The 18,598-nt window shown below is 36.4% G+C and carries 15 protein-coding genes; 6 read left to right on the forward strand and 9 right to left on the reverse strand.

From position 1 onward, the window contains the following. Nucleotides 1-72: 72 nt before the first annotated feature. Together DKG80_RS14650 and DKG80_RS14655 are read left to right on the forward strand one after the other, a co-directional pair. A complete protein-coding gene (locus tag DKG80_RS14650; protein WP_109832115.1) occupies nucleotides 73-1,629 on the forward strand; it encodes an alpha-L-fucosidase in 1,557 nt (518 codons plus the stop codon). A 113-nt stretch (nucleotides 1,630-1,742) separates the two neighbouring features. Next, nucleotides 1,743-4,007 (forward strand): T9SS type A sorting domain-containing protein, encoded by a 2,265-nt coding sequence (locus DKG80_RS14655; RefSeq protein WP_109832116.1) that lies wholly within the window; start codon nucleotides 1,743-1,745, stop codon nucleotides 4,005-4,007. Nucleotides 4,008-4,056: 49 nt separating this feature from the next. On the opposite strand, the gene DKG80_RS14660 is transcribed toward DKG80_RS14655, so the two are convergent. The 5 genes from DKG80_RS14660 to prfB form a co-directional block, all read right to left on the reverse strand. Further along, entirely contained in the window at nucleotides 4,057-7,311 is a 3,255-nt protein-coding gene (locus DKG80_RS14660; protein ID WP_109832117.1) for a ligand-binding sensor domain-containing protein, read from the reverse strand. Nucleotides 7,312-7,477: 166 nt separating this feature from the next. Further along, complete coding sequence (locus tag DKG80_RS14665; RefSeq protein ID WP_162555905.1) at nucleotides 7,478-8,020, reverse strand: inorganic diphosphatase; 543 nt, start codon at nucleotides 8,018-8,020, stop codon at nucleotides 7,478-7,480. 9 nt (nucleotides 8,021-8,029) lie between these two features. Continuing rightward, a complete protein-coding gene (locus DKG80_RS14670; protein WP_109832118.1) occupies nucleotides 8,030-9,352 on the reverse strand; it encodes a YihY/virulence factor BrkB family protein in 1,323 nt (440 codons plus the stop codon). A gap of 5 nt (nucleotides 9,353-9,357) precedes the next feature. Continuing rightward, the gene (locus DKG80_RS14675) at nucleotides 9,358-10,257 is read right to left on the reverse strand and encodes a Ppx/GppA phosphatase family protein (RefSeq protein WP_109832119.1); all 900 of its coding nucleotides are present in this window, start codon (nucleotides 10,255-10,257) and stop codon (nucleotides 9,358-9,360) included. Between the two features lie 62 nt (nucleotides 10,258-10,319). After that, a protein-coding gene (gene prfB / locus DKG80_RS14680; protein WP_109832120.1) for a peptide chain release factor 2 occupies nucleotides 10,320-11,421 on the reverse strand; the annotation gives its coding sequence in 2 pieces (ribosomal slippage) (nucleotides 10,320-11,360 and nucleotides 11,362-11,421; 1,101 coding nt in all). 179 nt (nucleotides 11,422-11,600) lie between these two features. Here prfB and DKG80_RS14685 point away from each other — a divergent pair. After that, nucleotides 11,601-12,080, forward strand: coding sequence for a hypothetical protein (locus DKG80_RS14685; RefSeq protein WP_109832121.1), 480 nt, complete (start codon nucleotides 11,601-11,603; stop codon nucleotides 12,078-12,080). Nucleotides 12,081-12,175: 95 nt separating this feature from the next. Then, nucleotides 12,176-12,595: a DUF7793 family protein gene (locus tag DKG80_RS14690; protein WP_109832122.1), complete on the forward strand. Its 420-nt coding sequence runs from the start codon at nucleotides 12,176-12,178 to the stop codon at nucleotides 12,593-12,595. A 69-nt stretch (nucleotides 12,596-12,664) separates the two neighbouring features. Here the strand turns inward: DKG80_RS14690 and DKG80_RS14695 are convergent, their stop codons facing one another. The 3 genes from DKG80_RS14695 to DKG80_RS14705 form a co-directional block, all read right to left on the reverse strand. After that, on the reverse strand, nucleotides 12,665-13,723 hold the full coding sequence (locus tag DKG80_RS14695) for a branched-chain amino acid aminotransferase (RefSeq protein WP_109832123.1): 1,059 nt from the start codon (nucleotides 13,721-13,723) through the stop codon (nucleotides 12,665-12,667). A gap of 118 nt (nucleotides 13,724-13,841) precedes the next feature. Then, on the reverse strand, nucleotides 13,842-14,384 hold the full coding sequence (locus DKG80_RS14700) for a cob(I)yrinic acid a,c-diamide adenosyltransferase (RefSeq protein WP_109832124.1): 543 nt from the start codon (nucleotides 14,382-14,384) through the stop codon (nucleotides 13,842-13,844). 9 nt (nucleotides 14,385-14,393) lie between these two features. After that, complete coding sequence (locus tag DKG80_RS14705) at nucleotides 14,394-15,629, reverse strand: metallophosphoesterase (protein WP_109832125.1); 1,236 nt, start codon at nucleotides 15,627-15,629, stop codon at nucleotides 14,394-14,396. Nucleotides 15,630-15,734: 105 nt separating this feature from the next. Here DKG80_RS14705 and aroB point away from each other — a divergent pair, with 105 nt between their 5' ends. Next, entirely contained in the window at nucleotides 15,735-16,784 is a 1,050-nt protein-coding gene (aroB, locus tag DKG80_RS14710) for a 3-dehydroquinate synthase (protein ID WP_109832126.1), read from the forward strand. Here the strand turns inward: aroB and DKG80_RS21185 are convergent. Next, the gene (locus DKG80_RS21185) at nucleotides 16,777-16,950 is read right to left on the reverse strand and encodes a hypothetical protein (RefSeq protein WP_162555906.1); all 174 of its coding nucleotides are present in this window, start codon (nucleotides 16,948-16,950) and stop codon (nucleotides 16,777-16,779) included. The genes aroB and DKG80_RS21185 overlap by 8 nt on opposite strands. A 231-nt stretch (nucleotides 16,951-17,181) precedes the next feature. Between DKG80_RS21185 and DKG80_RS14715 the strand changes: the two genes are divergently transcribed. Beyond that, a complete protein-coding gene (locus tag DKG80_RS14715) occupies nucleotides 17,182-18,405 on the forward strand; it encodes a 3-phosphoshikimate 1-carboxyvinyltransferase (protein ID WP_109832127.1) in 1,224 nt (407 codons plus the stop codon). Nucleotides 18,406-18,598: the final 193 nt, after the last annotated feature.

The raw sequence follows: 18,598 nt of genomic DNA on the forward strand, positions 1-18,598 counted from the left end.
CCATTTTTCATCCAGTTTGCACTATAGTCAAGGCAATTTTGAATCTATTGTTTCCATAGTTCAATACACTCCATGTACAAAGCTCTACATATATTTATAAGCGTCAGCCTTATCTCAATTATAAGCTGCCAAACAAAATCAGATTCCAATAAAAGATACTTCAGTACATCGGATTCCTCGCTAGTCCAATACCAAGTTCCAGAATGGTATATAGATGCTAAGCTAGGCTATTGGGTCACATGGGGAATATATTCCGTGCCAGCCTACGCTGGAGACCATGCTGCTGAATGGTATGGTAGATGGATGTACAATGTCTATGACAGTTCAGGAAATGACAAAGGGTACTCTTTTGACTCAAGAGGTCTGAAGACTGCGATGCATCATCGTGAAAAGTATGGTGACCCTTCAGAGTTTGGTTACAAAGACTTCATTCCAATGTTTAAAGCCGAAAAATTCGATGCAGACGAATGGGCAGATTTGTTCCAACAAGGTGGTGCAAAATTCTTTACGATGATGGCCATGCATCATGATAACTTTTGTCTCTGGGACTCAGAAGAGCAGCACTTCAACTCTGTGAATATGGGGCCTCAAAAAGACTTTGTTAAAGCCATGAAAGAAGCTACCCAAGCTAGAGGTATGAAATTCGGAGTATCCAATCACTCTGCCTGGAACGGACATTTTTTTGAGTATAATCATAGAAATGGTTTCGATGGCTTGAAAAATGAAACTCAAAACCTCTATGGAAACGGCACTGTAGACTCAGCAGCGATCTGTCGCTGGTGGCGTATCACGACAGAGCTCGTCAATAAATATCAGCCAGACTTATATTACTTTGACTGGGGATGGAATATCAAACCATTTGCAGAAGAGCATAGAAGAAACTTTTTAGAATACTACTACAACAAAGCTATTGACTGGAACCGTGAAAGTTTCCCCTCTCCGGATGTAGTTATAAATTATAAAAACAGAAAAAAACTACCCGCAGGCTCTGCCGTACTAGATCTAGAACGAGGAGGAATGATAGAAAAAGAAGAACGAGTTTGGCAAAACGATACTTCATTAGGTCTACATAGCTGGAGTTATTCACCTGATGAAGAATACCGATCCGCCAATCAAGTGATAGATATGCTAATGGACATCATTTCTAAAAACGGTATTTTATTGCTAAACATTGGTCCAAAAGCAGACGGCACTATTCCTCTTGAAGCTAAAATCCCAATCTTAGAAATTGGACAATGGTTAAATATAAACGGAGAAGCTGTATATGCTACCAGACCATGGGAAGTATTTGGTGACGGACCTACTACTCCAAGTGAAAAAATGCACGGTGATCAGGTTGAGTATTCTTCGGCAGATGTTCGATTTACTCAAAACAAGTCTGGAAATATTCTATACGCTACTTTTCTAGGTTACCCAGGTAAAGAAGCCATTTTAAAACAGTTAAATTCAATCGCGTTTGATATGTCTGAATTAAATAAAATCACACTTTTAGGACTGAACCAAACCATTGACTTCACCCAAACTAAAAAGGGGTTGACACTTCATATTCCAACATCAGTTCAAAATTCTTCATTCGCATATTCATTCAAATTAGAATTTATTAATAGTATTCCTCAATTGAACGACTAGAGAAAACCTAGTAAAAAGAATCGAAGTTTTCAGGGGGAAAATGGATTGGCTTATTCATCTATTTGCTTCTATTATCATTTGAAGTTTATTAGTCAAGCACAAAAGATAAGACTATGAAATTCATAACAGCCCTCGTACTGTCTTTGATAGTATTCTCTACGCAAGCGTCAGTAGTAGAAGTGTACGTTTCTGTCAATGGTAATGACGATACTGGAGATGGTACCTTAGCAAACCCTTACCGAACTATCCAAAAAGGTTCCAACATCCTATCCACTGGTGGCACTTGCTATATCATGGAAGGAACATATCGTGAAACAATTACAGTTAAGTACCCTAATCAAACCTTCACCAATTACAATAATGAACAAGTAATAGTCACAGGGCTAGATATACTCCCTCCTACCCAATGGACTCTTTATAAAGATGGTATCTATCAAAACTCCTTCAGCGGATTTGAAACTCAATTCACAGAAGTATTCGCAGAAGGAGCGTACATGCATATGGCTCGCTATCCAAGCAAAACCAACGGAGATATGATGGACGTTCATTCCAAAGAAGGTGGATATGGGTACTGCATAGCTCACAATGCTATAGCTGATGAACCTACAAGAAAAGTAGAATTCCCTGATATGCCCTCTTTTCCTGCCAATCACTGGGAAGGAGGCTATTTCAAAGGAATCACAGGTTATACATGGATGAATCCACACGGAATTATCGCTGCCAGCTCTGGCACGCAACTCAGTGTCACCCCCAAATTTAAACAGTGGATTCAAAATGAAAAACAAGTCCCCGGACATGGATGGGGCTATATATTTCACCTCAATGCTCTTGATATTGAAGGTGAATGGTACTGGAAAGATGACAAAATATACTTCAAACCACCATCTCAAGACATCTCAAAAATGATAATCGAAGCCAAAAAACGACAATGGGCATTCAAAACCTCAAAAAACAATACGACCATAAAAGGATTGCACATCAAATCAGCAAGCATAGAAATCAAAGCCAACAACTGCCTAGTTGAGAATACAACCATTCGTTACCTATTTCCATATTTCTATCGAAAAAGCTACAGTCACACATTCAAAGAACAAGGGGGGCTTTATATCAATGGAAACGATAACACCTACAAAGGGTGCTATGTTGCACACTCCTGGGGTAATGGGTTTTCCATCGAGTCTGGATCTGGAAATACCATTGAAAATTGCTTCATTGATCATATAGGATGGAATGCACAATTCACTTCCAGTATTCTAACTCATGCACGCAATACAACTATCACTCGATGTACAATGGGTGCCACTGGCAGGTTTCACATTAGATTTCAAAACAAAACAGACATTACCTATAGTGACTTCTACGACTGTATGAAAATGGGACAAGATGCAGGATCTATTGAAGCTACTAGCGGTGGAGCATATGCTACCGTATTGGACATCGATGGTTCTGAAATTGCATATAATCATATCCATGATAGCAACACTCTTCCAAAACATCGAGAAGTAGAAGATGATAAACAGTTTGTTGTTGCACTATACATTGAAGATGTCGCTAATTACACAGCACATCACAACCTCATCTGGAATTTCAAAACTAAACCTCGACACGATGGTGCTTTCGTATACCTTGGTCCTAGAAGAACCGAAATCTACGACGTACATTATTACAACAATACAGTCTGGAACTGCGACTGGCGAATAAGAATCTGGAATCGTGACAAAATGGGAAACATTAGAGATACGAAATTCTATAACAACCTGATGGACTCTAGAATGATAGACGATGATGGAAATGGAGTAGATACTGATCTAATCCCTAAAATTGAGTTTAAGAATAATATAGATTTTTCAACTGCGGATGATCACTTTGTAGACAAGGAGTCAGATAAATTCTTCCTCACTTCTACTTCTTCAGCTATAGATGCAGGAATCGAAATTGCAGGTATCACAGATGGATATAAAGGAGCTGCACCAGATATCGGAGCATTTGAGCATGGTGTTACTCCTTGGAGTGCTGGATCTGAAGTGACTATACCCGAATTCATTCAAAAAGAAGATGAAGATTTTGGTACTATTATGTCAACAGATGAAGAAGAAACAGACCCTGTAGAATTATCTATAGAGACTTCTCTCGTGAGCGGAGTTAATATCTATCCAAACCCTGTTACTGGAAATATTCTCCATGTCCAAAGCGACTATGTTAAAATTGATAAAATTGAAATTCTAGGACTAAATGGAAATGTGATTTTCTCTCAATCAACACAAGGTACCTCTTTGGTAATTCCTCTTAACAATTACCTATCCAAAGGAATGTATCTAATGAGAATATCAACTAAAGATTTTACCCAAACATCTAAGTTGATTCTATCTCATCCATAGCGACTCATTTGGATTGAAATAAGGCATGTATTAAGAATGCCTTATTATTCTAAGCTCTATCTATAGGCAAAACAACAACAAAAGTAGTTCCTTGCCCTTCTTCAGACTCTAATTCAATTTTTCCCTGTAGAAGGTCAATTGCCTCTTTCACAATGTAAAGTCCTAAACCTGTTCCCTTAGAAGAAGAGGAGCCTCTGTAGAACATTTCAAATATTCGTGGCAAAACTACTTTTGAAATACCCCTTCCGTTATCAGAAATGAAGAGGAAATGATTTTCATTCTTTTGTTCATAGCTAATACTAACCCAACTGTTTTCTTTGCTCAAGTCACTATACTTGACAGCATTATTGATCAAATTGTTAATGATTATCTGAATCCTAATCAAGTCAGAATTAATTTCTAGAGAGTCATCCAAATCTATCTGAAAATCAATCAAGGAAGCATTTTCCATATATTTAATACTCTCAACATGGTCGCTAACTATTCGATTCAAATTAATTTCCTCAAACTTTAGTTCAGTTCTAGAATTTCTACTGAATACTACAAACGTATCAATAACATTCTCCAGCTGCAGAACACTTTTTTGTATGTAGTCAAAGTACTGTTTTGGATTCTTATATTTTTCATTAGCTACAATTCCAATTAGTCCTCTAATCGACTTTAGAGGAGCACTCAACTCATGAGCAGTACTATATATAAACCTGTCTAACTGTGAGACAATAACATTGAGACGTTTAATAGTTTTCTTTAGCTCAGCAGTTTTATCATCTATCTTTTGCTCTAGATTATGATTAAGGTCATCAAGAAGTTGGTTTTGCTCTTTGATTTTTTTAGTTCGATCATCTACAGCCGTTTGCAATTTAAAGTTGGTTAAAACCAATTGTCTTTCGCGAATTCTAGCGTATTGATAAATTGCAAAAATCATGAATATGATCATTCCAATATAGAACCAAGAAGTTCTCCAAAAAGGTGGTTGAATGGTAATTTTCAATTGTGCTCCCTCTTCATTCCATAGTCCCGTGTTATTCGAAGCCTTGACGTGAAACACATAATCTCCCGGTGGAAGATTAGTATAGGTTGCCTTCCTATTTCTAGAACTGGTAAAAACCCAATCCTCATCAAACCCATTTAATTTATAGGCATATTGATTTTTCCCTGGTCCAGTAAAATTAATCCCCACAAAGTCAAGAGTCAGCATATTTGACCTCCAATCCAGTACCAAAGTCCTGATACTATCACTATCAACAATTATGGATTTATCCCTTCTAATATTAATATCCTCACCAACGACATTGACATTGGTTATATACACAGGAGGCTCATTAGGGTTTTCTACGATTTTGGATGGAGCGAATCTACAATACCCATTAATTCCTCCAAAAAACAACTCCCCTTGATTAGTTCGAATCGAGGACTGAGGAAAAAATTCATCATGTACCAAACCATCCTCTTCATTATAGGTTGCAAACAACCCTGTTCTTTCATTATATCTTAAAATACCATCTACATATGATATCCAAATATTGTCGTGTACATCTACTTCCATCGATTGCAAATACATGGAAGGGAGTCCATTTTCACCTGTGTAATGCTTGAGTTGTTCAAAGTGTTCATCAAAAATAAAAAGTCCTTGATTATATGATAACACGTATATCTTACCAAAAACTGAGAATTTGATGGTTAAAATTTCAGTCTCGTCTCCGCCTGCTATAGTTACTTGATCAAAGACTAATGTCTCCTCATTGAACTTATAAATAGTATTGAATCGAGTCGTATAAACTTCCTCTCCATGAAAAAAAAACAACGTGGACAATCCTCTTAGAGGCATATCCTTATCAAAATTGACCGCCAATAGTTCCCCCTGCGTATCCAAGGTTAGAATTGTCCCAAATTGTGTAGCTATCCATAATCTACCTCTCGAGTCAAATTTCAAACTCCACAGAGCACCTTTATTCAACCATTCTTCTATCTCTTCTGAAAATTTTGCCTTTTGCAATTGCCCTTTATCTTTATCAAAGACATAAATTCCCTTGTCCCAAGTCATAATCCAGTAAAGACCATTTTGATCTCTATCTATAGACCTAACTACCTCCGGTAATTCTACATTTGAAGACTTTATCATGCTCTGAAGTGAGGTAAAATCACCTGTCTTTAGATTAAAAGTTGTCACACCTCCTCCATCAGAGCCAATCCAGATATCATCATTATCATCTTCAAAAAAACAGCCGACAATCGTAGAGCAAAGGGCATCACTTTCCGAATTCCCCAATCTTTTATATATCTGAAATTGTTCCTTCTTTGGATTATAATAATAGACTCCTGATCTTGAGGTTCCGACCCACAGAATTCCCTCATCATCTTTCGAAAAACAAAACACACCTTCGGTTTCTAATTCTGGAATAGTTACTTTGTTTGTTTTTTTATCATACATATTCACTCCACCTTGGTCTACTGCGATCAACACATACTGATCATCTAACTCGACCATATTTCGTATGATACTCCCATTTGTCCCTCCTTCAGATAAGGTGGTAGGAACTTGATAAAACCGTTCTTTTTCAGGATCAAAATGAATAACTCCCTGAGCTAAAGAACCAATCCAAACCAAATTGTTTTGGTCTACCATCAGTTTTTTATGATTAAAAAAACCAGGATCATGCTTTTCATCAGGTATAAACCTTGACCTCTTCTTATTTGGCATTACTTCCCAAATACCATAATGATCTGAAACCAACCAATACCTACCCGTCAGATCTTCAGTAAAGCCTGTAAATTTCACGTTCGACATACCCGATGGAATAGATATAGGTACTCTTACAAATTTGTCATTGGCTTCGTCGTAGTAACAAATGCCCTCTCCACAGATTACCCATAGTCTATTTTGACTGTCTTCATAAAGTGTCATCACAAAGTTTCCTGGAAGTGACGAAGAATCCGTAGGATCATGATAATATCTTGTAAAAGTCTCTGTAGAGGCATCATACCTATTGACACCGTGCATGGTAGCTACCCAAAGTCTATCTTTATAATCTTCCCCTACCCATGTGATGAAATTGTTACTAAGTGATAGAGAATCATATTGATGATAACCAAAGACCTTTACAGAATAGCTATCGTGACGAATCAAACCATGTCTACGCATACCTATCCACAGGTACCCCTCACTATCTCGGTGTACTACTCGTACTTGATTATCAAAAGGTACTTCTGTCTTCAAAGGAGAAAAGCTCAACTTTGAGCCTCCAAACGCATCAATTGTAATTAAAAACGTAACAATAAATATCCTTAGAAGATTTCTTACCATTTAGTAACTATCCTGAGACAAAAGTTAATAAAACCGTGTCTCCTTGAAATGATTTACACTACACACTACCGTATAAAATGAAGTTATGTATAACAAGTTAAAAAAAATAGGTTGACCTCTCGATCAACCTATCAATAAACTTAAGCTCTATTTTATATTTTACCTACTATTTACCTCCATATGGGTACTTCTGCTGATAATCTTTGAATGCTTGTTCTACAATCTTGATCGCAGCTTCTTTATTTTGAAATTCTTCTACATGTACTGTTTTGTTCTCTAACTTTTTGTAATCTTCGAAGAAAGACTGAAGCTCTTTGATAAAATGTGGGGCAAGCTCCGTGATATCATTAATATGATTGACGCTCATATCATTCGCAGCCACAGCGATAATCTTATCATCAGCTTCTCCCTCATCAAGCATTCCCATCACTCCTATCACCTTTGATTCTACGATACACATAGGAACCACATCAATCTGTGATAAAACCAAAATATCCAATGGGTCACCATCATCACAAAAGGTACGAGGTATAAAACCATAATTTGCTGGGTAATTTATAGAGGAGTAAAGTACTCTATCCATTCTCAATAGCCCACAATCTTTGTCCAACTCATACTTAGCTCTTGTATTCTTAGGGATCTCAATAATTCCCTCTACCACCTCTGGTGCGTTTTCCCCATAGGAAACGTCATGCCATGGATTCATCATAATTCTAAATTAAATTTCAGTAAGTAGTTTATTATTATCGCAATTTGCCAAAGTCTTATCCAGCTTTGACAGTAGTTTATCCACTTTTTGGAAGTCCTTGTCTTCACGTTGAAACAACTGCTTATGTCCCAACCCTTCAAACTTATTTAACACATAACTCACAGTCATATTACTTATTGCCGTAGCAGGGATATATATATGAGTTGCTTTTCCGTCAGGCTTGCTTCTAATCAATAAACCCGAGTCAACAAGTAAATTAACAGAATCTGAAACGTAGCGATGTGGTATCGATAACGCATCTGCTAGGCTCTTCTTTGTAAATGGATTATTCTCTTTTTCAAATGCTCTTGCGATAGTTAACATTACGAGAATAGCTATTCTTTTCTTTTCGTTGATACTAAAGTCTGATTCTTTTATCTCAGGCACATATTCTTTTTCCTTTTCTAGTGCAAAAGCAAACTCTCCTCCAATACAAGTAATGGTCCAGCTCAACTGTGTAAATGTAAAAAACAATGGTAAAGCCGCTAAACTTCCATAAATCGCATTGTACTTCGTTACCCCCACGGAAAAGTTAATAAAACCCAACTGTACCATCTGAAACACAGTACCTGTTAATATACCTGTCAAAATCCCAATTTTAGGATTGACTTTGACATTCGGCAATATGATGTAGATAAGCGAAAACATAATCCAGATCAAAAAATAACTGGAGAAGTTAGCGAGTAGAAATTCTAAAGGACCATTAAACAGCTCAACTTGTAGCTTCTTTCCAAAATCACTGACTTGTGTCCTAAAAAAAACTGTTGCTGCACTTGATGTCAAAATAAGAATAGGTGAGAATACCACAATGGCAGTATAATCTGTAAACTTTCTTAACACCGTACGTGGCCGTTGCTTGCCCCAGATACCATTAAAAACTAACTCTATATTGTTGAGCAATCGCATTACAGTGAAAAATAGTATCAAAATGGATACACCGGCAATGACCCCTCCTTTAGCACTATCAATCATTCTTTGAGCCATTTCATAGGTGGTAGTTACCACTATCTCCTGTGCTGGAAATAATTCACCTATTACATCCTCCACACTGATCTCTAGACCGAAGCCTTTCAAGATACCAAACAATAAAGCCATTGACGGAACCACTGACAATATTGTCAAATACGTGAGAGCAGAGGACTTTAAAAATATTTGATCCTTTTTCACCTCGCGCATAACAATAATTACTATGCGTAGTACTCTAACAAGTATTCCTTTGAACCCTTTCGGATCATTTCGCAGCCAGATATCCGTTTGGATATAGCGCTTGATCTCCGAATACTTTTGTTTCATACAAGTTAATTTCTAAAGCTAAATAGCCCTGCGGTGGAAATGTTTTTTTCATAAAGGTAGGCCATGATACCATCTTTAAGCCCTACATCTGGTACCAATATTTTCTGTGCTCCTGACCGCTTCATTGCATTAATATAAATACCTGATGCCGGAATAATCACATCTGCTCTATCAGCATTCATCTGAAGTTTGTGCATTCGCTCCTCATAATCCATCTTAGTTAGATCTTTGAGGCAACTTTCCATAGTCTTAATAGATAAGAATTCACCTTTTTGACCACTCGAAACTTCAAATAGCTTCTTGATATTTCCACCTGTACCAATAGCCTTAATTTCTTTTTTAGAGTCGACATACTTATCTATCCATTCATACATTTCCTCCCAAGCTTCGTGCCTATCCTTATCGTTTAATAATCTGACTGATCCTATGGGAAAAGATTTTGCAGCTATCTTATCATACCCGTTATATAGATTCAATTCTGTACTTCCTCCTCCTACATCTATATGAATGAATTGATCTTCACCTAAGTGATACGAGATTACCTTATTGATCAAATCAGCTTCTTGATCACCTGATATAATATTGATCTTAAGCCCTACTTCCTTCCAAACTCTATTGGCTAACTCTTGACCGTTTTCGGCTTCACGCATAGCAGAAGTGGCACATGCGTAATACTCATCCACTTTATAGAGATCAATCAAGATTTTATAGGCTTGCATAAGCTTCACAAAATCACTTTCTCTTTGCTCTCCTATCCTTTTCTGGGTAAATACATCTCCACCAAGACGAAGTGGAAATCTTACAAATTCAAGTTTTTTAAAAGTAGTTGAATCACCGTACCGAATAACATTGGTGATCTGGAGACGAACGGCGTTCGACCCTATATCTATTGCTGCAAAAATCATTAGTCCAAATTTTAACCTTAAAACTGGAGAACATTATCCAGTCTTAAGGTTTATGTAAAGCCTCAATTTTCTTTTTGAGAATCAGCTGATGTCCCCATCAAAAAGGCTTTTATATAGTCATTGATATCCCCATCGAGTACGTTTTGTACATCTGTTCGTTCTACTCCAGTACGAGCATCTTTTATTAACTTATATGGGTGTAGTACATAATTTCTAATCTGACTACCAAAATCCACTCTCATCTTACCTGCTTCTATTTCATCTCTAGCCGCGTTTCGTTTATCAACTTCTATTTGATACAACCTAGACTTCAACATCCTCATAGCATGTTCCTTATTTGCTAATTGAGAACGCTCTATTGAACATACTATGACAATACCTGTTGGCTTGTGAGTTAACTGAACTTTAGTTTCTACCTTATTGACATTCTGACCACCAGCACCTCCAGATCTAGAGGTTTGCCATTCTATATCTCCTTGGTTTACTTCGACTTCGATAGTATCATCAGCTACAGGATATACATAAGCTGACGCAAATGATGTGTGTCGACGACCTCCTGAATCAAATGGCGAAATTCTTACCAATCTGTGAACTCCTGTTTCCGACTTGAGGTTTCCGTATGCAAATTGCCCTTCGAATTCAAGAGTAGCAGATTTTAATCCTGCCGTATCCCCAGGTTGATAGTTGAGTTGCTTGACTTTATAGCCATTCTTTTCTCCCCACATCACATACATTCTCATCAAGATAGATGCCCAATCTTGAGATTCAGTACCACCAGCACCAGGATTGATTTCCAACACTGCTCCTAGTTGATCTTCTTCCCCACTGAGCATTCTTTTGAACTCCAACTCTTCAAGCGCTTCTAAAGCCTTAGAATATTCCGCATCTACTTCAGCTACTTCTACTTCTCCTGCTTCATAGAATTCTTGCATGGTCTCGGCATCTTCCACTAGGCTATTGACCTTAGCAAAACCATCTGTCCAGACCTTCTTGGATTTGATTTGTTTTAGAATTTTTTCGGCTTCTTTAGGATCATTCCAAAAATCAGCCTGGGTAGTAATCGATTCTTCTTCTTCTACCTCTTGGACTTTGACATCATAGTCAAAGATACCCCCGCAGTGCACTCACGCGGGCCTTTAAATCTTTTAGTTGATCTGCTGTCATCTATTTTTTATTGAAACTATATCGATTATCATCGATACCTCTAAATTATTCTATGCATACTGCATAATAGAAAATGGCAGCAAAGTTAGGTATAGAATAATTTATGATGGTCAATACATTAGATTCTTTTATCTTGCCTTTTACTATCATGTTTGAAAGAGAATAAATTAGATATGAAGATGAGATTGATTCACGAGGCAGAAGACGGGATTTTCGAACTGGATGAGGAAAAACATATTTTCTCTATTACTTGGAAAGATACAGTATCTGAAGCTACAGTTTCAAGAATACTTGGATTAGCTGCAAAAGCTGTCTCCGCTATGGAGGTAGTGCACTGGATACTTGATAGACGAGAGCAAGATGGATTTACTCCTGAAGCAAGAGTATGGATCAAGACACGTTTTCTAGAAAATATGGGGATTGAAGCCATGCAAAAAACAGATAGAATGGCTGGAATCAATTCTCTTCATGAGATTACAGAAATTACTTCAGATATATTAATGGAATCAATCAAGAAAATTAATCCCGACATTGTTTACCATAAATTTGAATCTCCAATTCTAGCTCAAGAATGGGTAACTGGAAATGAAAAAAAGACCAATAGCACTGCTTCTACTTCAAAGCGTGATAGAATTAAAAATATTTTTAAGAGGAACTAAATCAAAACCTAACCAACTCAAAAGAAACATTTAAGCAACTACATTAATATTATTGTTTAGTAGATTAGTAAAATAAGTTTATTTAATCTACAGAGATGAAAGTACTTAGTGAGAAAAAAGATGCTTCATTATTTCATGATGAAGTTAACGGTATCGTAAAATTTAAATGGAACGGTACTGTGACGATCGAAACACTTAGTGAGCTTGTTCAAAAAACTGCTCAACTCACACAACAAGGAAAATGTTCTTATATCATGTTTGATAGAAGAGAATTAGAATCCTATACTCCTGAGGCCAAAAGCTGGATAAAAGAATATATGAAAAACGAAGGTAAGGCAATAATCAAGAGTATATCCAAAATTGGAGCAGTGACATCAAAGTCTACTTTTGCACAGTTGGTATCTACAATTTTAGTTGAGGTATTAAAACTTTACAATCGAAACATGCAGTACAAGACTTTTGAAACACCAGAGCTAGCCATATCATGGTTACAAGAAAAAGAAACTGTGGCTTAAAAGTAAGATCGTAAAAAAAGCCATCCTAACAGTTGTTAGAATGGCTATTAATATCGTCACCAGTCAAAATCAAATTTTACAAACCCAACCAAATTTATCCTCGACTTGACCTGTCTTTATTTTATCCAGAGTATCAAATAATCTATCACAAAGAGGTTTCTCCTTTGGCAATTCATATTGCTTGCCCTCATATCCAATCATTCGAATTTTGGAAATAGTAGCGGCAGTACCTGCACCAAATACTTCTTGTACTTCTCCCTTTTCAATTGAATCAATCAACTCTTTTACACTAAGCTGTCTTTCTTCGACTTTAATTCCCCAATCTTTAGCTAGAGTTAAAACACTATCTCTTGTGATTCCATGTAATATTGAATCACTTGTAGGAGCCGTAATCAACGTATCATTTATGTAAAACAGCAAATTCATTGTACCAGCTTCCTCGATCATTTCATGATTCTGCCCATCAGTCCAAATCAATTGATGATACCCTTCTTTCTGAGCTTGTAGTGCTGGATATAGTGAGGCTGCATAATTACCCGCAGTCTTAGCTGACCCTACTCCTCCTCTAACAGCTCTTGTATAATGAGTCTCTATTTTTACATTGACTTCCTCTGAATAATATGCTCCAACAGGCCCCGTAAAAAGAAGAAATTTATAAGTATTAGACGGTCTAACCCCTACATAAGGATCATTTGCAAAGATTAACGGCCTTATATATAAGGAAGTATCTGGCTTAGTAGGTATCCAAGCTGAATCTAACTTCAATAGTTCAGTCAAAGCAGACATGAATAAGTCTTCAGGAATAGGCGGAATACACATACGTTCAGCACTTTCAATCAGCCTTTTCGCATTGGCTTCAGGCCTGAACACAAAAATATCACCTGCATCATTTTTGTAAGCTTTTAATCCTTCAAATATTGATTGGGCGTAGTGTAAAGTTGCATTAGCTGGGCTAACAGATAAATCTCCGAACGGCTCGATACGTAAGTTTTTCCACTCACCATCTTCATATTCTGCCACAAACATATGATCAGAATATACTTTACCAAACTCAATGTTATCAAAGTCTACCTGACTCAATTTAGAATCGGTGGTTTCTTTGATGTCAAAAGCAAGTGTGCTCATCATATCTGTAAAAATTGGTTATAAAAAAAGACGCACTTTTAGGATACGTCATTTTGGATTATCAAAGTTATAGTATTTAACCATTTTCCTGATGATTTACATGAATTTAGAAACAGTATTCTCAGGAACCCCATGGAATTTCTACAACTTTTAGTTGTTTACTCATCCATCTAGACAGGATGAATAAATAATCTGATAGACGGTTTAGAAATTTCTGTATTATTTCTAAAACATCTATTTCCTCTGCTAATGCTACTACTCTTCTTTCTGCCCGTCTACAAACTGTACGAGCAATATGAGTATGAGAAATCTCTACATGTCCTGAGGGAAGAATAAAAGTTTTTAGTTCTGACAACTCGCTGGTCATCGAGTCCATTCTATCTTCAAGTTGTGAAATGACTTTCTCATCAATATTTGGCAAATCTTTACTATCAAACTCTTCACTTTTAGCAAGATGTGAACCGATATCAAATAATACACTCTGAATCTTAGTATGAAAATCTCTATTGAATTTGTTTACTTCAAAATCTGCGACAAGTCCAAAGTGACTATTTAACTCGTCTATAGTACCATAAGCTTCAATTTGAATATCTGACTTGGAAAGGCGATCGCCCCCAAGTAGACCTGTCGTACCATTGTCTCCCGTTTTAGTGTAAATTTTCATCACTGATAACTAAGCTTTCTTTAATTCAAGTATAGTTATTTCAGGAAGTATTCCAATTCGGCCAGGGTATCCTAAGAAACCGAAGCCTCTATTAACATACAAATTCTGATTTCCTTCAGTGTACAGGTCTGCCCATTGTTTGTAAATATACTGTGATGGACTCCATCTAAAATCACCTATTTCAACCCCAAATTGCATCCCATGAGTATGACCTGATAAGGTTAAATCAATATCGGAAAAATTAGGTCTGATTTGAGCATCCCAGTGACTTGGATCATGAGACAACAATATTTTAGCATCTGCCTCTACATTATGCATGGCTTCTTTTAATTTTCCATATTTAGCAAAACCACGATCACCCCAATTTTCAACACCTACAATAGCAAGTCGCTCACCGTCTACTTCCAAATACCTATGCTCATTCATCAAAATATCCCACCCCATATTTTTATGGGATTGAATAAGATCTTTAAGGTTTTGTTGTTTGGCTTCTAATGAAGTCCATTGTTTATAATCTCCATAATCGTGATTCCCAAGTACAGAAAAACTTCCCAAGGGTGCCTTTGCTTTTTCGAAAATCTCTAAATAATCTTTTACTTCTTTAGACTCGTTATTCACTAAATCTCCAGTAAAAAGAAAAAGATCTGGCTTTTCTGCCAACATCATCTCTACTCCTCCTTTTACAGCTGTTTTATTAAAAAAACTTCCACTATGAATATCTGAAAGCTGTGCAATCCTGACTCCGTCAAAAGCTCTGGGAAGATTTGCTATTTTCACTTCACGTTTTCTAACCCTGTAATCATATGCTCCAGATATCACACCAAAACTTAATGTAGCAGCAGGTATGGTCCCAACAGCCAAAGCTGTTTTCGAAATAAACTCTGAACGACTCATACCTTCTGCCGATGCGCCCCCTCCATTTTGAAAGACCCCTGCATACAAATATTTACCCGCTCTATAAATATCCTCACTAAAAAGTACAATACCAGCAAAGAACTTACCCAAGAAATTCAAAGCAACAGAACTGAACATAATTGTCTTCAGTAGTGCATTATCAGAATCTACTGATCTCCAAAAAACAATTGACAGATAAGTGATAAAGGTAAGTATCCAATATATAGAATGAACCAATGTCCGAGTGGAACTAGACCAATTTTGGGTAACTACTTTAACCGCCTGAAAGATGTAATAATCCAAAAAGGCATAAAAAATTAAAAAAAGAATAAATACGGTTGTTCTTTGCATGATCCAATACTACGCAAGCTAAAGATATGGGTTACTGAAACTTTCAAGGGCTTTATCAACAAATTTTAAAACGCCCATATACTTTTGCATCTCAAATTGAAAACTATGCAAAACCACAGTACTGAAATCACTAGAGATATAAAGCAAAGTATTAGTAACTACTTAAGCGATAAAAAATATAGTAAAATAGCGGTTTTAGTTGATGAAAACACCCAAAAGCACTGCTTACCGAAAGTGATTGACGTACTTCCTGAGCATTACTTAATTACTATTAAAAGTGGAGAAGAGAATAAACATCTAGGTACGTGCGAAGACATCTGGATGGCAATGACCGAAGCAAGTTTTGACAGAAAAGCTCTGTTGATTAATCTTGGAGGAGGTGTAATAGGTGATATGGGAGGGTTTGCAGCGAGTGCATACAAACGTGGTTTTGATTTTATTAATATACCTACCACTCTTCTTTCCCAAGTCGATGCAAGTGTTGGAGGAAAACTAGGTGTTGACTTTCATGGTTTTAAGAATCACATTGGTTTTTTTAAAGAACCAAAGACCGTATTAATTCACTCTGATTTTTTCGAATCTTTACCTAAAAATGAATTACGGTCTGGTTTTGCAGAGGTTATCAAACATGGTTTAATTTACGACAAACCATATTTCGAAAAGGTAAAAACAATCAATCCGTATAATGCTGATTTGACCGAACTTGTGTCAGAGTCTATTGAGATTAAAAAGAAAGTGGTCACTGAAGATCCCTTCGAATCAGGTATAAGAAAAATACTAAACTATGGGCACACAATAGGTCACGCTGTAGAATCATATTTCCTAGAAAAGCCAAAGGAAAAATTATTACATGGAGAAGCTATAGCTGTAGGAATGATTTGTGAAGCTTATCTTTCGAAGAAACTAACAGGATTATCCAAAGAAGACTTAGAAGAAATTTCTGACTACCTAATAGAGGTTTATCAACCGAAAGTGATAGAATCTTCACTGTTTGATGATATTCTGAAATTGACACTCCAAGACAAAAAAAATGAAGGGGGAATTGTGCAGTTCAGTTTATTGAAATCAATCGGGGAATGCACTGTAAACATTCCCGTATCGACAGCTGATATGGTAGATAGCTTATTTTATTTCAATCAAAAGATATCTAAATAAACATCTTTTCCTTTTGAATTTTAATAGCCTGTTGCTTGCTATTTTTAGCATTGGGTCTATCGCTTTTCAAAAACAGGAAAGCAGCCGTACCTAGCGCTGCACCCACTGTTAATTTTGTAATTAAACTACTTCTCTTTTTTCTTTTTCCTTGAATCATATCTTTCATAGTTAATGTAGATTACTTTACGACGTATCATAAATTCAGTTGAAACATTAGGAACCAAATTCCATACCGAAATTCAAAATTGACGATATAAGACTTTCGAATCCTGCCAAAAAACTTCCGAATTCTGCATAATCTAGATTTCTTCCATCAACTCAAACTGAACAAACACCATTATCTCAAGGAATCCTTTTAATATTGCCGTCCAATTAGACTTTACAAGATTATTAGATCATGAGTACATCGATTTCACTTGCAAAAACCAACTCTGTTTCGCTAGAAGTACCATTAACCTCATCAAAAAGTGAGAGTAACCGAGCCCTACTAATTAAAATCTTGGGAGGTAATAAAGCAGAATTAAGTAATCTATCTTCTGCCAGAGACACTCAAACCATGACTACTCTTCTCAATTCTGATGATTATGAATTAGATGTTTTGGATGCAGGTACGGTAATGAGATTTATGACTGCGTATCTAGCCACTAGTAACAAAGAAAGAAGAATTACCGGTACTCCAAGAATGTGTCAAAGACCTATAAAAATCTTAGTAGAAGCTTTGAATGAACTAGGCGCAAACGTAAAGTATGTAGGAGAAGAAGGTTATCCCCCTCTTGAATTCAAACCTTTTAGTGAGCAGAAAGTTGACGAACTCACAATTCCTGGTAATATTAGTAGTCAGTATATATCTGCTTTATTAATGATTGCCCCTACTTTACCCAAAGGGCTAAAAATTAATTTAGAAGGTGAAATTTATAGTCGTCCATACATAGAGATGACATTGAATTTAATGAAACACTTCGGTGTAGAAAGCTGTTTTGAAGGCAAAATAATATCTGTAGCATCACAAGAATATGCTGCTAATAGCTATACTATTGAATCCGATTGGTCAGGAGCTAGTTATTGGTATAGTTTTGCTGCTTTAGCAAACACAGCATCAATCAAGTTAAAAGGCTTAAGGGAAGTCTCTAATCAAGGTGATAGTGCAATTGTAAAAATCATGGAAGGATTAGGTGTCAAATCTACTTTTAATGGAGACGTAGTGACTCTCACGAAATGTGATCAAAAATCTCATTTGGATATAGATTTCAAGTCATGTCCTGATCTAGCTCAAACAGTCTTCGCATGTGCCGCAGCCAAAGGTGTATCTCTTAAAATGACAGGACTTGAAAGTTTAAGAATTAAAGAGTCTGATCGTACTGCTGCTATGGCTACAGAACTTGGTAAAATAGGAGCTAAATTAGAAGAAACGACTAAAGGTGTATGGGAATTGACTCCAGCTCCATCAATAGACCAAACTATGGGTGTGACATTTGACACTTATGATGACCATAGAATGGCAATGGCTTTAGCACCACTTTGCACTCAATTGCCAGTAATTATCAATGAACCTGAAGTAGTTGTAAAATCTTATCCCGAATATTGGGATCATTTAAGATATGCTGGAATTTCTACTGAATAAAGGTTAGAATAAATTACAATCAGAACAATCAATAAACTGGAAGCCCTAATAGATTTTCCAGATTAGTTATGAATTCATTATTTGAACCACAATTCCTTTAATTTAAAAGTTAACATTACTTGTTTCAAGAAAGTATTATTTGAATCCACTACACCTATAAAAAATAGCATAATTAGTTAATTATCAATTCGAG

It is taken from the genome of Reichenbachiella versicolor, from assembly GCF_003171675.1.
Lineage (GTDB): Bacteria > Bacteroidota > Bacteroidia > Cytophagales > Cyclobacteriaceae > Reichenbachiella > Reichenbachiella versicolor.

Coding starts and splice junctions, on each gene's coding strand:
- DKG80_RS14650 (WP_109832115.1), top strand. CDS start 73: ATGTACAAAGCTCTACATATATTTATAAGCGTCAGCCTTATCTCAATT.
- DKG80_RS14655 (WP_109832116.1), top strand. CDS start 1,743: ATGAAATTCATAACAGCCCTCGTACTGTCTTTGATAGTATTCTCTACG.
- DKG80_RS14660 (WP_109832117.1), bottom strand. CDS start 7,311: ATGGTAAGAAATCTTCTAAGGATATTTATTGTTACGTTTTTAATTACA.
- DKG80_RS14665 (WP_162555905.1), bottom strand. CDS start 8,020: ATGATGAATCCATGGCATGACGTTTCCTATGGGGAAAACGCACCAGAG.
- DKG80_RS14670 (WP_109832118.1), bottom strand. CDS start 9,352: ATGAAACAAAAGTATTCGGAGATCAAGCGCTATATCCAAACGGATATC.
- DKG80_RS14675 (WP_109832119.1), bottom strand. CDS start 10,257: ATGATTTTTGCAGCAATAGATATAGGGTCGAACGCCGTTCGTCTCCAG.
- DKG80_RS14685 (WP_109832121.1), top strand. CDS start 11,601: ATGAGATTGATTCACGAGGCAGAAGACGGGATTTTCGAACTGGATGAG.
- DKG80_RS14690 (WP_109832122.1), top strand. CDS start 12,176: ATGAAAGTACTTAGTGAGAAAAAAGATGCTTCATTATTTCATGATGAA.
- DKG80_RS14695 (WP_109832123.1), bottom strand. CDS start 13,723: ATGATGAGCACACTTGCTTTTGACATCAAAGAAACCACCGATTCTAAA.
- DKG80_RS14700 (WP_109832124.1), bottom strand. CDS start 14,384: ATGAAAATTTACACTAAAACGGGAGACAATGGTACGACAGGTCTACTT.
- DKG80_RS14705 (WP_109832125.1), bottom strand. CDS start 15,629: ATGCAAAGAACAACCGTATTTATTCTTTTTTTAATTTTTTATGCCTTT.
- aroB (WP_109832126.1), top strand. CDS start 15,735: ATGCAAAACCACAGTACTGAAATCACTAGAGATATAAAGCAAAGTATT.
- DKG80_RS21185 (WP_162555906.1), bottom strand. CDS start 16,950: ATGAAAGATATGATTCAAGGAAAAAGAAAAAAGAGAAGTAGTTTAATT.
- DKG80_RS14715 (WP_109832127.1), top strand. CDS start 17,182: ATGAGTACATCGATTTCACTTGCAAAAACCAACTCTGTTTCGCTAGAA.